The organism is Pseudomonas kurunegalensis (genome assembly GCF_030291635.1).
In the GTDB taxonomy this organism is placed as follows: Bacteria; Pseudomonadota; Gammaproteobacteria; order Pseudomonadales; family Pseudomonadaceae; genus Aquipseudomonas; species Aquipseudomonas monteilii.
Genome location: NZ_CP127871.1, coordinates 2,801,557 through 2,817,067, shown reverse-complemented (window position 1 = coordinate 2,817,067; position 15,511 = coordinate 2,801,557). Strand labels below are relative to the sequence as shown.

Here is a 15,511-nt window from a genome sequence, read left to right as displayed (position 1 = left end):
CACACCCTATTAGATAATGGAAATATAATTAATCAAGAACCCTTAACAAGCGAGAGAAATTTTTTCGTCCTCTCATTTTTTGCGTTTTTGAAAATTTCTTCAGGCGCTCCTACTTCAACAATCGCTCCGGCATCCATGAACACTACGCGATCAGCCACTTCACGCGCAAAATTCATTTCGTGAGTAACCACGACCATGGTCATCCCGTCTTTCGCCAATTCACGCATCAAATCCAGAACGCCACTCACTGCTTCTGGATCTAATGCCGAAGTGGCCTCATCAAACAGCATAACTTTTGGATCCATTGCTAAAGCACGGGCAATAGCAATACGCTGCTGCTGACCACCTGATAGTTGGGACGGGTATGCATGGGCTCGTTCCAGCATTCCAACACGAGCAAGATACCTATTGGCTGACTTTTCAGCATCGGCTTTGGAGACGCCTCTTACAGCAACCTGTGGCAATACGATATTCCGCATTGCTGACATGTGCTGAAATAAGTTGAAATGTTGAAAAACCATTCCTACCTTGGCACGGACATTATGGAGTTTTGTTACAGAACTCGTGATTTCATCACCGTTAACGGTAATGGAACCAGCGTCCACGCTCTCAAGCGCATTGATTGTTCGAAGTAAAGTGCTTTTACCGGAGCCCGAAGGTCCAATGATCACAACGACTTCACCCGCATTCACTGACAGCGAGACATCTCGTAGCGCATAGGTACCCGCAGCCCCTCCAGATCCTAAGTAACGCTTTTCGACGTTCTTAATTTCTATCGCTGTAGTCGAGGTGCGGGGTTTATCGTGCTTTAGCATTCTTATTCTCCTCCCGATATTTCAATAGATTTATCAAGCATCAGGCAGAATGTCAAAAAAATTTTTTGCTTCAAAAAAATTTGAAGAACCAGCAGAAAGCCAACTGATAATTCCAGAAAAGCATAAAAAAATTATTTTCAGACCTATTAGCTATTTAAAACCAGGCTTCTTAGCGACTGACAGCTAGCCTTCAGTTCGCCTTAATCAGCCTCCGAACTTCAGCATTGAGGCCTATGGTGTCCACTTATTTTTTATACCGACGCGATTACCCTCATCACCGGGATATGCCCTGCAACCTAGAGCAGCCACGTCCAGAGTCGCCTTCAGCTAAGGCATCAACGCCAATGTGGTTCGCAAATTGATCCCCCTTCACCGAGAACAGCAGCCAGCAGCACTGCCAGCTTTCGTTCCGCTAAGCGCAACCACCAAGGCCCTACTCACGGGACCGTAACCCTGGGCAACCTGTGGGTGAGCGCTCCATGATTTAGAAATGGCTCAGGCATATCTCGCCAGGCTGCTCCCGAGCAGAAAACCCAGAGCACACCATCGAGCATCAAGCGATCACTATTGCGGGGCCTGACCCTGACGTGCGCTGCGGTGAACAGATCGGCGACCAGTGCCCACGCCTCACCCGAGCGTTCATAACGCTTTGCCATCACAAAATTCCTTTCCGTAGATGGTTGGCGACTGTACAAAATCAAGGCCGTTCCAGCGCCGCATTTGAGTTTCATCAGACAGAGCCTAGCGAATCGATGGAAACGTGCGTGGGTGCCGAGGCGTCATTGGCAAGGTTGATTTCGGCGTCCGATGCGGTGAAGCCGCACTGCGCTCACCTGATTGCCAATCGCCAGACCAACCTAATGAAGGTGCTGGAGCACGATGCATGGGTATCTGAATTACCGCGCGTTGCCTGAATCAGGGTAAGTGCCACTGGCCGGCATTCGTAAAGGCTACTAAGTCGAACTCGACAGCGAACAATTCCAGGCTTTGGTACTGGGCCTGCCGTGGCAGCGAGTCGGCGCAGGCGGTGAGATTATTAACACAGCGGCGGACGCTCCAACGACGTAAACCACTCAAGCGCTTCCTCCCAGAGCGGCTGTGCATTAGCGCGGAAATAGCCCATGTGACCAATCTGGGGGAGTATGCTGGAGAGCGAAATGTCTCGGCGTAGCACCGAGGTACCTCGATAGGCCTTCACGAATGCATCCCGCGAGCGCGGCGGTGCCCACGGGTCATCGATAGCGGTGGCAAAAACACAGGGCATCCTGACCTGAGCGTACAAATCGACCAGGTGCTGCATGTCGGGGTCATCGAAGTAGTAATGCGGGTAGGCACACCAACGCTTCCAATCGGTGTAGACCCCAAGTGGCAGATCATCCCCCATCCCCAGAAGACTCCATGCCATGTAGCCCTTGCAATGTACGATGACGGGCAATACGCAGGTCCAGAGCAATCTCACCTTCAGGGCTTCGAGTTGACTCATCCATCCCGCCCAACCTGCTCCACTTCCGAAGCTGTAAGCTGCGGTGAGTCGACGGTGATTGGGCAGCAACCCAATCGCGTGACCGCCGAAGGAATGACCTACCCAGTAAATGGGTAGAGCTTCCTGACCCAGCAGTTCCACCGCTGCAGCAAGGTCAAGAAAGCCCCAGTCAAGGTAGGACATTTTGAAGTCCTTCAGAGACGCTGGCCTCGACTCCCCGACGCCACGATAGTCAATCGTCAGGACATTGAAGCCTTGCTTGGCGGCATGCTCTGCAAAGCGGCGATAGAAGCGCTGCTGTACGCCTGTCGCTCCTGCCATCAGCACGTTGCCTCTTGGCGTACCCACCGACGAGTAGCGATAAGCGCAGAGTCTGTACCCATCCTCTGCCTGGACTGTCAGCCGAATGACTTCAACCGCAGCAGCTTTTTCGTCTTGCCTGGCTTTCATGAAGTGTCGTCCTGAAAAATAGGAGGTGGTGAGATTCGAGGCTCCGCAGCGACGTTCCTCTCGTGAGCGCGATTACTGCCCCTTAAACATGGGCTCACGTTTCTGCAGCATGGCCATCACGCCTTCGCGTACGTCTTCTGTCTTGATGAGCGAAAGCAGCAGATCGTTGAGGTTAGCCAGCGCCGCATCTTCACCTTCAGCCAAGGCTTGAGAGGCCGAGTGCAATGTAGCCTTGACCGCAAGGGGAGCAGCCTTCGCGATACGTTGCGCATACTCAAGCGCGCGACCCAGCTCTTGCCCAGGCTCCACTACTTCGTTGGCCAAACGCATACGCAAAGCGTCAGCGGCAGAAAACTCTTCGCCTGTCAGCATGTAGCGCATTGCGTCGACCCACCCTGCAGCACGCGTAAAGCGCACTGTTGAGCCGCCGGAAGGTGCGATGCCACGGAGCACTTCTAGGTGGGCGAAGCGGGCATTGCCGGCGATCACCGCGACGTCCGCGTTCAGCATCAACTCGATGCCAGCCGTCCAACAAATTCCTTGGATGGCAATCACCAACGGTTTGGTCCGACGCGGCTTGGCAACGCCCCAGGGGTCGATCCCTGTCGCGGGGTAATGGAACGCACCGGAAGTAAGCTTCGGCGTGAGCTCCATCAGATCGAGCCCGGAGGTGAAATGTTCACCGTGAGCGAAGAGAACAGCACAGCGTAGCTCACCGTTCCGCTCGTACTCGCCGAGCGCCAACGAGAGGTCGGACAGCAGCGCGCTATCGAACGCATTCCGTTTTCCTGCCCTGTCCAACCCGATGAGAAACACATTTCCCCGTTGCTCACGCGTTACACGTCCAACACCACTGTTCGCTTCGCTCATGCGTTGATCTCCACTGAGTTTTGGAAAGACCGGCCGGACGGGACAGTTACTGACCAATCGTTCGATTACTAGAAACTAACCAAACGTTCGGTAACTGTCAAATTGAGGGGGCAACGCTTATGCCATACAATCAATGCTCCGAATCTTGTGCAGGAAATCCCCGTGCGCCCGCTAAAAATCAGTCGAGAAGAGCTGCTGCTACGATGCGCACGCACATTCAAGCGTTACGGATACAACGGCACCACCATGGATATGCTGTCGGCAGCCTGCGGCCTGACCAAGGCATCCTTCTACCACCACTATCCGAACAAAGAGGCGCTGCTTCGGGATGTGTTGGAGTCCATGCATGACGGGATGAAGAACACGCTGTTCGCTGCCGCATACAACAGCAACTCCTCACCGATCGAGCGTATTTCGGTGTTGGGGCGAAGGGCCAAGAAGCTCTTCCAGGACGATACGATCGGCTGCCTGATGGGTGTCGTTGCGATGGATGCGAGCTACAGTAACGCTTCATTCATGGAGCCCATTCGGGCGTTCATGGATGAATGGGCACAGGCTTACGCACACATCCTGACCGGACCTTTCGAGGCGGACCGTGCAGAGTCCGTCGGAAAACAATTAGTGGCCGACTACGAGGGTGCGATCCTTCTCGCACGCATCTATCAAGACCCCAGCTTGATTGATGGGGTTACTGCTCGCGCAGTCGAATTACTTTCGAATGCTATCTAAGGTGTTCGCCTGGTAACACCTAGAAGCCTAGGAAGGGAGGGGCGAATCAGCTTTTTGCTAAAATTTAGAAATCAGAGATCTGAAGAAGCAAGGCTTAAAATCACTAGATGATATGGAGGCTTCAGTCATATCTGTCGCAGGGGCTATCTCGAGCCGTATTAAGCACATGCCCAACGGTAAGCCCTTTGTTGGCGCAGTTTTCTCGCAAGCCGGCCCCCGAAAACGGGCCAGGGCTGCCAAACTCAGCAACGACGATGCCATGCACTCACAAACGGGATGACAACGGCAGAAGCCGTTGAGTAGCATTATGCCAACATCTAAACATCAGTCGTTATGCAGGTGTTTTTTCAGAAAAGCCCGGGTGCGGTCTTGAACGGGATTTCTCAGCATCTCACTGGGTGCACCTTGCTCCACAACAACCCCGCCATCCATGAACACGATCTGATCGGCCACTTCACCGGCAAAGCGCATTTCATGCGTGACGATCAGCATGGTCATGTGTTCGGCCGCCAGCTGTTTCATTACCAGGTTCACTTCTTCCACAAGCTCGGGGTCCAGTGCTGAGGTTGCTTCATCGAACAACATGACCTTGGGTTGCATGGCCAGTGCCCGGGCAATGGCTACGCGCTGTTTTTGCCCGCCGGACAACCGCGACGGGAACTCGTCGATCTTGTTGCCCAGCCCGACTTTCTGCAGGTACTCCAGGGCCAGCTCCCTGGCCGCACGTTTCGAATAGCCTTTGAGCTTCACAGGCCCTATCGCGATGTTTTCACAGACCGTAAGGTGCGGAAACAGATTGAAGTGCTGAAACACCATGCCCATCTGCTGGCGCACCTTGTTGATATGCTGCTCAAAGGCGCGGCCTTTCAGGGGTTGATTGACCTGAGCGCCGTCAAGCCAGATTTCGCCACCATTAAGCACTTCGAGATGATTGATTGAGCGCAGCAAGGTACTTTTGCCCGAACCGCTTGGGCCGATAATGGCGAAAATCTGCCCACGCGACACCGACAGATCGATCCCCTTGAGCACCTCAAGTGCACCGTAGGCTTTACGAGCGCCCTTCACTTCTACCATAGCGTTGTTGTTCATCGTGACATCTCGACCCTTGCTTCAATAAGATGCAACCCGGCTTCGAGCGCCAGGTTGGCCACGTAGTAGATCACCGCGACGGCGATGTAGAACTCAAACGGGCTGTACGTTTCGCTGACGGCCAGCTGGGCGCTGTAGACGAGTTCGGCAATACCGATGATCGATACCAGCGACGTGTCCTTCAGCAACACGATGAGGTTGTTTCCCAGTGGCGCGATGGTTTTTCTGAGCGCCTGCGGAACAATAATGTAGCGCTGGGCCATGGCCCTGCTCAGGCCGATTGAGCGCGCGCCTTCTATCTGGCCTGGGTCAACCGCTTCGATACCGGACTTGATCACGTCGGCGTTGTACACGGCAAAATGCAGGCTGAGCCCGATGATTCCCGCAGCCAGCGCCGGAATATCGATACCCACCTGAACCAGCCCGTAGTAGATCAAATAGAGTTGCAACAGCAATGGCGTGCCCATCAACAGCCAGGTCATGAAACGCACAGGCAGCGCCATGACGTGAGGCGCATACAAGTCGATCAGGGCAATGAGCACACCCACGACCAGGCTGATGACGCTGCTGCAGAGAAACATGACAACCGTCCACCACAGCCCGGTCGCCAGCATGTCGTAATAAGGTGCGATGACACTCAGGTTTAATCCTTCCACTGCCAACCCCTCACTTGGTCGCGTATCGCTTGTCCAGCACTTCCACCAGATACTTGACCGAGTAGACCATGACGATATAAAGCAACGCCGACACCATGAATATCTCGAATGGTTTGTACGTTGAACTGATGAAACGCTGCGCGGTGTATGTCAGTTCAACCACCGAAATGGCCGACACCAAGGCGGAGCCTTTGATCAGGCCAATGGCATTGACGCCAAGCGGCCGAATCATGAGTTTCAGTGCCTGGGGAACGATGATGAATAACAATGTTTGCCTACGGCTGAAGCCAATCGACCGTGCCCCCTCCTCCTGGCCTGGATCAACGTTGGCGATTGCACCTCGAATGGACTCCGACATATAGGCCGCGATGTTCATGCCCAAGCCGATTACCGCAGCAGCGAATGGCTCCAGCTCTATGCCTATTTGTGGTCCGCCAAAATAGATGATGAACAACTGCACCAGGCAAGGTGTGCCGCGAAACACACTGACGTACAGGCTTGCTACCCATCGCAGGATAATGAACGGCGATAACCTGCAGGTCACCAGCGCAATGGCGAGAACCAGGCCAAGTAGTAATGAAAGCAACGAGATCTGCACGGTGACCCAAGCGGCTTCCAGAAAAAACGGGTAAGTGCGATGGATTAATGACAGGTCCATGAAACCACTCACAAAAAGTCTGCCAACCCGGCCCGGCCTCGCGGCCAGGCCATTCCTGGTGCGCTTCAGCGAATGTCGCTGCCCACCCATTTCATTGAAATTTCCTTGTACGTGCCATCTGCCAGAATCTCGTCCAGAGCCTTCTGCAACTGGGCCTTGAATTCAGGGTTGTTTCTGCGAATGGCAATGCCCAGACCTTCGCGGCCACCCTGCTCGTCCGGCAAACTGATGACCCGCACTTTTTGCCCGGTTTCCTTTACCGCAACCATGACCGGGATGCTGTCCATCACCACCGCATCGATACGCCCGGCATCTAGGTCGACCAGCATTTCAGGCAAGCCTTTATAGGTGCGCACTTTAAGGTTGCCGCGCGCACGCGCCCATTTGTCATGCGAATCACCCAACGTGACGCCAACGGTAACATCCTTGAGGTCATCAAGTTCTTTAATCGGCGAGCTTTCCTTGACACCAATGGTACGGCCCGCATGGTAATACGGCCCGACGAAGTCAACGGCTTTAAGGCGCTCGGGCGTAATGGTCATCGAGGCGATGACAGCGTCATACTTCTTGGCCAATAACCCTGCAATAATGCCGTCAAACGGTGTGGTAATGATTTTTATATTCACGCCCAGGCGCTGGGCAAGTGCTTCTCCGATGGAGGCGTCGAAACCGACAATTTCATTCTTTTCATTGGCAAAGCTAAAGGGGGAATATTGCCCGCTCATTGCCACCCGTAACACGTTCGACGCCTGAACAGCCTGCAAGTCGTCGGCGTATGCCATCCCTTGAGAGAACAAGGCCACAGCCGCTACCGCAGTGGAAGCCAGTAGCAGTCTGGTTTTTCTTGCCAGCATCGAGGCACTCCTTGGAAGTTTGTATTTCTTATTGTACCGGGCTCATAGGCCCCATCCTTCGCAGAAAGCTTTGCACACTGAAACCTCGAAATCACCCTGCAAAGTGCATGTATGACTGGCACATTGCCGGAATCGACCGACATAATGCCGGCGCTACTTCGACCCTTGGAGAAACTGGAGTAGTGTCTTGCAATGCACAAAAAAGAAGCAAATGGCTAACGTTCCCCTGCACTTTATTGGGGCGGGCGGCCATTTACCGGCGATCAGACAGGAGTGTCAGCATTGCGCGAATTAGACGTCAAAGATCGGGAGATCCTCGAAATACTCTCCAAGGAAGCACGTGTCGCACTCAAGGCACTTGCGGCAAGAATCGGCCTGTCGAGAAGCGCGACCAGCGAACGGGTTTTACACCTGGAACGCAGCGGAATCATTCGGGGATATCGCGCGGACATTGGTGAAATTGATGCCAACGTAATACGGGCGATCATCCTGGTATCACTAAAACGTACACCAGCGCTTGGTCTGCTGGACCTGCTGGCAGAGAACGCCCAGGTAAAACGGGTTTCATCGGTTAGCGGGCAACTTGACCTGGTGGTCGAGGTCGAGGCACGGACAATTGATGATTTAAACCGGGTACGAGACGCCATAGCGTGCCACGACTCTGTAGACGACATTACCACGGCAGTAGTGCTGCGGCGTGATATTGACAGGCAGAAGGCCTGAGCGAACGAAACAGGGCGTGCCCATCGGCACGCCCTGTTTCGCCAAACCGTTACTTCAGCGCCGCGATAAAACTGTCTTTCAGTACGTCAAGAAGGAAGTCCGCATTGGCCCGGCTGAAAATCATGGAAGGACGCATTTTCAGCACGTTGTCATGCGGGCCTTCGGTACCGATCAACACACCGCGCTCTCTGGCGCCATCGGCAACTTTCCTGGCCAAGGCCGTGGCCGGAGCCTTCGACGTGCGGTCCGTGACCAACACGATGCCAAGGAACAGGCCCAACCCGCGTACATCACCAATCACATCGAATTGCTGCTGAAGTTTGCGGAAACCCTCGAGCAGGTAATTGCCGATGCTCAAGGCGTTCTCTTTCAGCTGGTCGCGCTCGATTGCATCGAGCACCGCCAGGCCCACCGCACACGACACGGGGTTGCCGGCGAACGTATTGAAATACTCCATGCCGTTGTTGAAAGCATCGGCAACCTCGCGCGTGGTCACCACCGCCGACATCGGGTGGCCGTTACCAATCGGTTTGCCCATGGTGACAGCATCCGGCACTACGCCTTGGGTCTCGAACGCCCACCAGTGGCTACCAACGCGGCCAAACCCGACCTGCACCTCATCGGCCAGGCACAGCCCACCTTCGGCGCGAACCATGGCGTATACCTCCTTGAGGTAATGTTCGGGCAGGAACACCTGCCCCGCCACGCTGGGGATCGACTCGGCAAGGAAGAACCCCGGGCGCTTGCCGGCTTTGCGCATGGCGTCCAGCTGCTCTGCCACCGACTCGGCAAACCGTTTGCCGTGCTCTTCCAATGGCCAGTGCTCGGGCGCGTAGTAGCTGTCTGGAACCACCGCCTCGTATACGTGCGCCGCCCTGCCCTTGCCGGCTTTGCGCTTGTACTTGTAAGGGCTCAGGTCGATGAGTTCTTGCGTGGTGCCATGGTAAGCCCAGTCCAGCACGATCGCCTGGTCGCTACCGGTGTAGTTGCGCGCCATGCGCAGCATGAGGCTGTTGGCTTCACTGCCCGAGCAGCCGAATGACGCCACACAAAGGCCCTCTGGCAACGTGCCGGTCAGCCGCTCGGCGTACTCGACGATGTTGTCGTGCAGGTAACGGGTGTTGGTGTTAAGTCGTGCAGCCTGGCGGGTCAAGGCGTCGACCACGTCGGGATGGCTATGGCCCAGGTGGCACACGTTGTTGAAGCAGTCCAGGTAGGCCCGCCCGAAGTTGTCGATCAGCCATACGCCATCGCCGCGCACGAACTTGATCGGGTCGGTGTACGAAATTGACAAGTTCGGTAGCAGCAGCTCTTTACGCTTGGCAATGATCTGGGCCTTGGTCATTCCCTGCTGGTTGTAGGTTTCTGGCGGGATGCCGGCCAAGGTCGACGCATCGGGGAACAGGTCAGCCCACACCTCGCGGTATTCGAGCTCTCCAACGCCAATGACCTCACTCGCGCTCAGCTGGGTATCGGTGGTCATCTGCAGATGCAGGTGGGGAATCCAGCCGCCGTTTTCATTATCGGTGCCCATGTAGCCCACCAGGTCGCCGGCTTCGAGCTTGTCACCGGCCTTCAAGCGGCTGAGCGCCTCGTGGGCCATGTGCCCCCACAGGGTCAGGAATGGCGGGCAACCTGGCGGGCTGTGCTCGATCATCACCAGCCCACCATAGCCCAGCGGGTCGGGTTCAACCTCAACGCTTTTGACGGTGCCGGCGACCGGAGCGTACAACGGCGTACCGGCGGGCATCACCAGATCGACCCCCACATGCAGGGTGCGGCGCTGCCCCTTGATGAAGCGCGACTCGAAAGCGCTGTCCGTATAAATGGTACGCAACTCACCCCATGGCCCGATGGCCAGCGGCAAGTTGTGCGCGGCAGAGAACGCATTCCACCAGCGCGTGGCATCGGCAGGCCGCTGCTCGGCAGAGGCGATGGTCATTTCGTGGCTGGCGTCGCCAAACGGCGCGATCACCTTGTTGAGGATGGCGGCTGACGGGCGTACCAGATCGGCAAATGATGTGTGGTTATCGGCGATCCAGCGGCGCACTGCACCCGCCCCCTCGATGGCATCAAAACCGCAGGCTTTGCGCAGGATGCCTGTAGCCAGCCGTGGATTCATCGAATCCAGCTGTTCCAACAGGCGCCAGGCTGGCGCTTCACTGATCGCCAGGTAAGGGTTGTCTTCTGTCTGATCTTGCCGGGAAGCGGAGAAAGTAACGCTGATGACCAGGCGCATGGCAATCAGGTTGAACAGCACGTCAAGCTCTTGCGCTTGCAATGGGTACTTTTCATGGAAACCGGCCACCAGCGCTGCGGCAGCGCCGATCGGGTCGTCCATGTCGAGAATGGCGTAAGCACTGGCGATCGCGACTTCGGCAATCAGCACGGTATGCACGGCATCGCCAAAGTCGATGAAGCCGGTCACATGGCGGGTGGTTTCGGCATCGACCAGGATGTTCCAGTCGTTGGCGTCATTGTGGATCACCTGCGCCCTGAGTGATGCCAGCCTGGGCTGTACAGTGTGTTCGAACCGGGTGATAAAACGCTCGACAATGGCTCGGCGCTCGGGGCTTTTGATGTGGTGCAAGCGCGAACGGGAGCGTGCGGCATGGCGCAAGTCCCAGTCCAGGTCACGGACGGCACCAGGGTGCATGAACCCCTGCAGGGCGCGGTCAAGTTCACCGAGTGCCCGGCCAAAGTTGCTCATCAGCGCGAAAGAGCGCTTGGCCTCGGCAAGCGGCGTGCCGGCCAACCAGCTGACCAGGCGCATCGCATGCTGCTCACCTGTGGCGCTGGCCACGGATGGCAGGTAGTCACCCGCCACGCTGGCGCGAAGGTGAGGCACACCCAGGTGCGCGCCATGCACGGCCAGATGATCGAGCAGCGCGGTTTGAAACTCGCTTTCTACCCGGGGTTCGCTGGCATTGACGATTTTCAGTATCCAGCCCGCATCGACGCCCGTATGCAACCGGTAATTGCGGTCACGCTCCCCGTCCAGGGGGGTTGCTGTAGCGGTGACATTGAAGAAATCTTTTGCGAGGCCCTCTGCATCGCTTGCCGAAAACCGAGGTGCCGGGTGGGAAAGGTCTGTCATATCATCACGTTCCGAGCGAGCAAATTGTTTTTCAATAGCTTGTCATGCACTGCCGAAACCGACACCCTGCATACGGTCGGGATCGACAGGCATTATGCCGGTACCGACCGGCATAAAGACGGCGAGCTTATCAGGTGGTGCAATGCGTGAACTGGACGCAAAAGATCGTGAGATTCTTGAAGTACTTTCGAAGGACGCGCGCATTGCGCTGAAGGCATTAGCCGGCCGCATAGGCCTTTCCAGAAGCGCCACTACCGAGCGTGTGGCCAACCTTGAACGCAGCGGGATCATTCGTGGATACCGTGCGGATATCGGCGAAATAGACGCCAATGTCATACGCGCGATACTGCTGGTGACCTTGCAGCGCACACCTGCCATGGGGCTGCTCGACCAGTTGGCAACGGACGCACGCGTGCGGCGGGTTTCCTCGGTGAGTGGGCAGCTTGACCTGGTGGTTGAGGTGGAAACCCGGACAATCGACGACCTCAATCAGGTGCGCGACAACGTGGCACGTCACGAATCGGTGGATGACATTACCACGTCGGTTGTCCTGCGCCGTGATATCGACCGCCAGGGCGCCTGATCATCCACGCATGGTTGTCCAGGCCGGCCTTTGTGCCGGCAAGCCAGCTTGCGCAGCGGCGCACGAGTGCTCAACGCGTTAGCAGTACGCGGTCAATCTCGCCAACCACCTGCCGTGTCGCGTCTTCGATGGCCCCTTCATTACGGCACAACACCCAGCCGTGCTTTACGAGCGCCCGCTCGAAAGCCTCGGTGCAGGCAACCTGTTCATTCAGGTTGTGTATCACCGTACTGCCCAGGCCACGCGTGCGTGCCGCCGCCCTTGCCCACGAGGTTTCAGGGGCAGTGACAACCCCGACATGCAAATCTGGCACTTGCACGCTGAGGTCGAGGTTCAATCGCAAGATCTGGTCAAACGGCACCGTGCGGCGAAACGCGGCGTCAGAGGGGTACCAGCGATCAATCAGGACGATGCTGTCAGCTGGCTGCTTGGGCAGTACGTGCCGGGAAATCCAGGCGCGGCTTTCAGCGAAGCGCTCGCACACCCTGAACTCCAGATCTCGGCACGGGTTTCTGGCGAGCTTGTTGACCAGCGCCATGGTTTCGCCCCGGTAGGGATCGCTCTTTTTTTCGCAAAGGCGGATCACCTTTTTCCCGCCCACCCTCAGGGCTTGGGTAACGGCCTCCAGCAGCGTGGTCTTGCCGGTGCCTTTAGGCCCATCAATGGAAACAAACAGCGGGCGGGTCATCGTTCAATACCAGTTGGCTCAGGTGCGGATGAGACCATTGATCGCCGCTTGCCTTCAAGGCATATCGACAAGAGCACATCTGTACTCCACAGGTAAAAGGCGGCACATGCCGCCTTCTCGTCCTTTCCTGGCGTCTGCCTACCCAGGTATCAATCCTGGGCCTTCCAGCCCATTTGCTTGAGCGCGGTCAGCAAGCGCGCCCCTTCCAGGCCAGGCACCTCCCGCCCGTCTTCAGCCTGCATGGGTCGACCGGCCAGGATGGCGTTGACAATGGCTTCCTCTACCGCCTCGGCCGCCGCCGCGAACAGCGGCGAAATGTGGTCGTTATTGACCATCGCCACGTGCGCTGTCATCGGCAGATCGCGGCGGTTGTAATCGGCCGGCGCCAGCCCGGTATTGCCCGTCGAGAACGCCAGGAAGATATCGCCGCTGGAGTCATCGGTGCCGCCCCCCGTGCGGGCAATGCCCAGCGCAGCACGTTGCGCCAGGCGTTGGCACTGATGCGGCAACAACGGGGCATCGGTGGCCAATACCACCACGATCGAGCCCATGCCTGGGGTGTCCTGCTGCTCGAACGGTGAAGGCAAATCGAGCAACACCCGGCCGACGGGGTAGCCATCCACCCGCAGCTCACGGCGTTGGCCATGGTTGGCCTGGACAAAGGCTCCCACCGTCCAGCTATCCTGCTCTGCCGGCAGTACCCGCGACGCGGTACCAATGCCGCCTTTGAACTCATGGCAGATCATGCCGGTACCCCCGCCTACCGCACCCTCCTCCACAGGCCCGCTGCGGGCAGCGCCCAGCGCTTGCTGAACCAGGTCTGCATTGACATGCTGGCCCCAGATATCGTTCAACACGCCATCATAGGTCTCCATTACCACCGGCATGCACCAGTAGGTCGAACTGTCCCCCAAGGTTGCATGCTCATGGGCGATCATCGCGTCACGTACAACGCCAACGCTGTGCGTGTTGGTGGTCGCGATGGCGGTGGTCAGCAGACCCGCCTCTCGGATCCACTCAAGGCCCGTGGCATCGCCATTGCCGTTCAGCACATGGCAACCGGCAAAGCATGGCTGATAACGCGCCGGGCCTTCGCGGGGTTCGATGACACTGACACCGGTGCGCACCGGTTTTCCCGCATGGGCCTTGTTCAGGGTCGCGTGGCCTACCCGTACGCCAGGTACATCGGTGATTGCGTTGTGCGGGCCTGGTTGGCCAAGGCCCAGCGTGATCCCGAAATCGCGTGCTCGCATCATGTCTCTCGCTTAAAGTTTCTGAAAGGCTGGGCTCAACTTGCCGTAGGTGCCGTACAGCACCACGGAGGTAAGCAGAATGCCAGCGATGATGAAAATGTCCCGGGGTGAAGCCGAACTCAAAAGTGTCGAAAGCAGGTATCCGGCACCTGTCACGGCGGCCAGTGCCGGCAGCGGCCAGAGCGGCATGCGGTACGGGTGCTCGCGGTCACGGCGCAGGACTCTGCTGAACAGTGCGCACAAGCCGACGACCAGGTATACGCACAAGATCAGCAGCACGGTGAACGATGTGAGCTCCGCCAGGTTGGAACTGAACGTCAGGGCCGCAGACGGCACCGCGAGGAACAACGTGGCCAGCCATGGCGACTCCCACTTGGGGTGAATGCGGGTAAAGGCGCGGTTCAGGCTCGGCATCCACAACGCATCCCGCCCGCTGCTGTAGATCACCCGCCCGCTCTGGATCACCAGGGCGATGATGGCGTTGAACACCGACAGGAAGATACCGGCACTCACCAGGCGCGACAGGGTTTCGTTGCCATGCGCCGTCAACAGGTGGCCGATCGGGTCGGGGCTAGCCAGCATCGCCTCCAGCGAGGGCGCACCGATCAGCAGCGCAACCAGCGGGATCACTTCGATGGCCACCACCAGCACCAGCGACCACAGCACCGCTCTGGGGATGCCGCGCCCACCGCACTTCATGTCCTCGGCCAGCAGCACTGCGCCGCCATAACCGTTGAACGAGAACAACGCCGTGCCAATAGCGCCAACCACCAGCGCCCAAGGCGCCGCGTGAAGGATTCCGTTGTCGAGTACCAGCGGGCTGACGAGGCTGCTGACCGGTTGCTGAGCATGGCCGAAGCCCAGCACCACGATCACCATCAGCGCCGCCACCTCAAGCAACAGGCACACGCCGGTGACCCACGCGTTCAGCTTTATATTGAGGATACCCAGCAGGTAACCCAAGGCCACAATCACCAGGGCCACCGTCTGCCCGTCAAGCTGGGTGCCCAGTGCTGCATTCAGGTAAGTGGCAGCCCCGGTGGCCAGTACCGGTGGAATGAACACCAGCATCGCCAGCACGGTAAGAAAGGTGGCGTAACCGACCATGCCGCCAAATACCCGTTTGGCAAACACGTACTCCCCACCTGCTGCACTGTGCGCACGGCCCAGTTCGGCATAGCAAAGCGCGAACATCAGCGCCAGCACGCCACCCAGCATGAAGGCCCATATGACCCCGGTACCGGCCTGGGCGATGGCAAATGGCGCGATGACGAAGACCGAACTGGCGGGGGTTACCGAAGAGACGGTAATGGCAACTACATCTGCGACGCTCAGCGTCGGTTTAAGTACTGGGACGGGTGCACTGCAGGACGTCATTTGTTCATCCTCACGTTGTTGTTAGTGTCAGGAGGCAGAACCAGAAAGCGAAGCATGGCGAGCTCGACGGCCCGCTTGATGGGTATGGAATCTATGCGGCGTCACCCTGCCGGGCAATTCCCACTAAGGGGTACCCCCGTTGACAGCTGCGGCAAACCGGGCGCCAATGCCTTACCCCTTTCAAGG

General features: G+C 57.4%; 14 protein-coding genes and 1 pseudogene. 3 read left to right on the top strand and 12 right to left on the bottom strand.

What is annotated here, in order from left to right; translation table 11 throughout:
- Positions 1-32: 32 nt before the first annotated feature.
- The 4 genes and pseudogenes from QQ992_RS12560 to QQ992_RS12545 all read right to left on the bottom strand — a co-directional run bounded on the left by QQ992_RS12560 (position 33) and on the right by QQ992_RS12545 (position 3,618).
- Entirely contained in the window at positions 33-815 is a 783-nt protein-coding gene (locus QQ992_RS12560) for an amino acid ABC transporter ATP-binding protein (RefSeq protein ID WP_286113639.1), read from the bottom strand.
- A gap of 488 nt (positions 816-1,303) precedes the next feature.
- Positions 1,304-1,471, bottom strand: a pseudogene (locus QQ992_RS12555) (transposase); the annotation flags it as partial.
- 380 nt (positions 1,472-1,851) lie between these two features.
- Positions 1,852-2,748 (bottom strand): alpha/beta hydrolase family protein, encoded by an 897-nt coding sequence (locus QQ992_RS12550; protein ID WP_286113637.1) that lies wholly within the window; start codon positions 2,746-2,748, stop codon positions 1,852-1,854.
- Between the two features lie 72 nt (positions 2,749-2,820).
- Complete coding sequence (locus QQ992_RS12545; protein ID WP_286113636.1) at positions 2,821-3,618, bottom strand: crotonase/enoyl-CoA hydratase family protein; 798 nt, start codon at positions 3,616-3,618, stop codon at positions 2,821-2,823.
- A gap of 162 nt (positions 3,619-3,780) precedes the next feature.
- On the opposite strand from QQ992_RS12545, the gene QQ992_RS12540 reads away from it, so the two are divergent.
- A complete protein-coding gene (locus tag QQ992_RS12540) occupies positions 3,781-4,347 on the top strand; it encodes a TetR/AcrR family transcriptional regulator (RefSeq protein ID WP_286113634.1) in 567 nt (188 codons plus the stop codon).
- A gap of 324 nt (positions 4,348-4,671) precedes the next feature.
- Here the strand turns inward: QQ992_RS12540 and QQ992_RS12535 are convergent, their stop codons facing one another.
- From QQ992_RS12535 to QQ992_RS12520, 4 genes are all read right to left on the bottom strand, one after another.
- Positions 4,672-5,421: an amino acid ABC transporter ATP-binding protein gene (locus QQ992_RS12535; RefSeq protein ID WP_119370070.1), complete on the bottom strand. Its 750-nt coding sequence runs from the start codon at positions 5,419-5,421 to the stop codon at positions 4,672-4,674.
- Between the two features lie 11 nt (positions 5,422-5,432).
- Positions 5,433-6,092 carry an amino acid ABC transporter permease gene (locus QQ992_RS12530; protein ID WP_286113632.1) on the bottom strand — a complete coding sequence of 220 codons (660 nt, stop codon included), beginning with the start codon at positions 6,090-6,092 and terminating at the stop codon, positions 5,433-5,435.
- Positions 6,093-6,102: 10 nt separating this feature from the next.
- Positions 6,103-6,750: an amino acid ABC transporter permease gene (locus QQ992_RS12525; protein ID WP_286113631.1), complete on the bottom strand. Its 648-nt coding sequence runs from the start codon at positions 6,748-6,750 to the stop codon at positions 6,103-6,105.
- Positions 6,751-6,815: 65 nt separating this feature from the next.
- A complete protein-coding gene (locus tag QQ992_RS12520; protein WP_286113630.1) occupies positions 6,816-7,604 on the bottom strand; it encodes an ABC transporter substrate-binding protein in 789 nt (262 codons plus the stop codon).
- 282 nt (positions 7,605-7,886) lie between these two features.
- On the opposite strand from QQ992_RS12520, the gene QQ992_RS12515 reads away from it, so the two are divergent.
- Positions 7,887-8,327 carry an Lrp/AsnC family transcriptional regulator gene (locus QQ992_RS12515; RefSeq protein WP_286113629.1) on the top strand — a complete coding sequence of 147 codons (441 nt, stop codon included), beginning with the start codon at positions 7,887-7,889 and terminating at the stop codon, positions 8,325-8,327.
- A 49-nt stretch (positions 8,328-8,376) separates the two neighbouring features.
- Here the strand turns inward: QQ992_RS12515 and QQ992_RS12510 are convergent, their stop codons facing one another.
- On the bottom strand, positions 8,377-11,424 hold the full coding sequence (locus tag QQ992_RS12510) for an aminotransferase class III-fold pyridoxal phosphate-dependent enzyme (protein WP_286113628.1): 3,048 nt from the start codon (positions 11,422-11,424) through the stop codon (positions 8,377-8,379).
- 142 nt (positions 11,425-11,566) lie between these two features.
- On the opposite strand from QQ992_RS12510, the gene QQ992_RS12505 reads away from it, so the two are divergent.
- Positions 11,567-12,007, top strand: a complete 441-nt coding sequence (locus QQ992_RS12505; RefSeq protein WP_016714074.1) for an Lrp/AsnC family transcriptional regulator — start codon at positions 11,567-11,569, stop codon at positions 12,005-12,007.
- Positions 12,008-12,077: 70 nt separating this feature from the next.
- Here the strand turns inward: QQ992_RS12505 and QQ992_RS12500 are convergent, their stop codons facing one another.
- From QQ992_RS12500 to QQ992_RS12490, 3 genes are all read right to left on the bottom strand, one after another.
- Positions 12,078-12,695 (bottom strand): dTMP kinase, encoded by a 618-nt coding sequence (locus tag QQ992_RS12500; protein ID WP_286113627.1) that lies wholly within the window; start codon positions 12,693-12,695, stop codon positions 12,078-12,080.
- Positions 12,696-12,844: 149 nt separating this feature from the next.
- Complete coding sequence (locus QQ992_RS12495) at positions 12,845-13,948, bottom strand: DmpA family aminopeptidase (protein ID WP_286113626.1); 1,104 nt, start codon at positions 13,946-13,948, stop codon at positions 12,845-12,847.
- A gap of 12 nt (positions 13,949-13,960) precedes the next feature.
- Positions 13,961-15,325, bottom strand: coding sequence for an APC family permease (locus tag QQ992_RS12490; RefSeq protein WP_286113624.1), 1,365 nt, complete (start codon positions 15,323-15,325; stop codon positions 13,961-13,963).
- Positions 15,326-15,511 lie beyond the last annotated feature (186 nt).

Coding starts and splice junctions, on each gene's coding strand:
- QQ992_RS12560 (WP_286113639.1), bottom strand. CDS start 815: ATGCTAAAGCACGATAAACCCCGCACCTCGACTACAGCGATAGAAATT.
- QQ992_RS12550 (WP_286113637.1), bottom strand. CDS start 2,748: ATGAAAGCCAGGCAAGACGAAAAAGCTGCTGCGGTTGAAGTCATTCGG.
- QQ992_RS12545 (WP_286113636.1), bottom strand. CDS start 3,618: ATGAGCGAAGCGAACAGTGGTGTTGGACGTGTAACGCGTGAGCAACGG.
- QQ992_RS12535 (WP_119370070.1), bottom strand. CDS start 5,421: ATGGTAGAAGTGAAGGGCGCTCGTAAAGCCTACGGTGCACTTGAGGTG.
- QQ992_RS12525 (WP_286113631.1), bottom strand. CDS start 6,750: ATGGACCTGTCATTAATCCATCGCACTTACCCGTTTTTTCTGGAAGCC.
- QQ992_RS12520 (WP_286113630.1), bottom strand. CDS start 7,604: ATGCTGGCAAGAAAAACCAGACTGCTACTGGCTTCCACTGCGGTAGCG.
- QQ992_RS12510 (WP_286113628.1), bottom strand. CDS start 11,424: ATGACAGACCTTTCCCACCCGGCACCTCGGTTTTCGGCAAGCGATGCA.
- QQ992_RS12505 (WP_016714074.1), top strand. CDS start 11,567: ATGCGTGAACTGGACGCAAAAGATCGTGAGATTCTTGAAGTACTTTCG.
- QQ992_RS12500 (WP_286113627.1), bottom strand. CDS start 12,695: ATGACCCGCCCGCTGTTTGTTTCCATTGATGGGCCTAAAGGCACCGGC.
- QQ992_RS12495 (WP_286113626.1), bottom strand. CDS start 13,948: ATGCGAGCACGCGATTTCGGGATCACGCTGGGCCTTGGCCAACCAGGC.
- QQ992_RS12490 (WP_286113624.1), bottom strand. CDS start 15,325: ATGACGTCCTGCAGTGCACCCGTCCCAGTACTTAAACCGACGCTGAGC.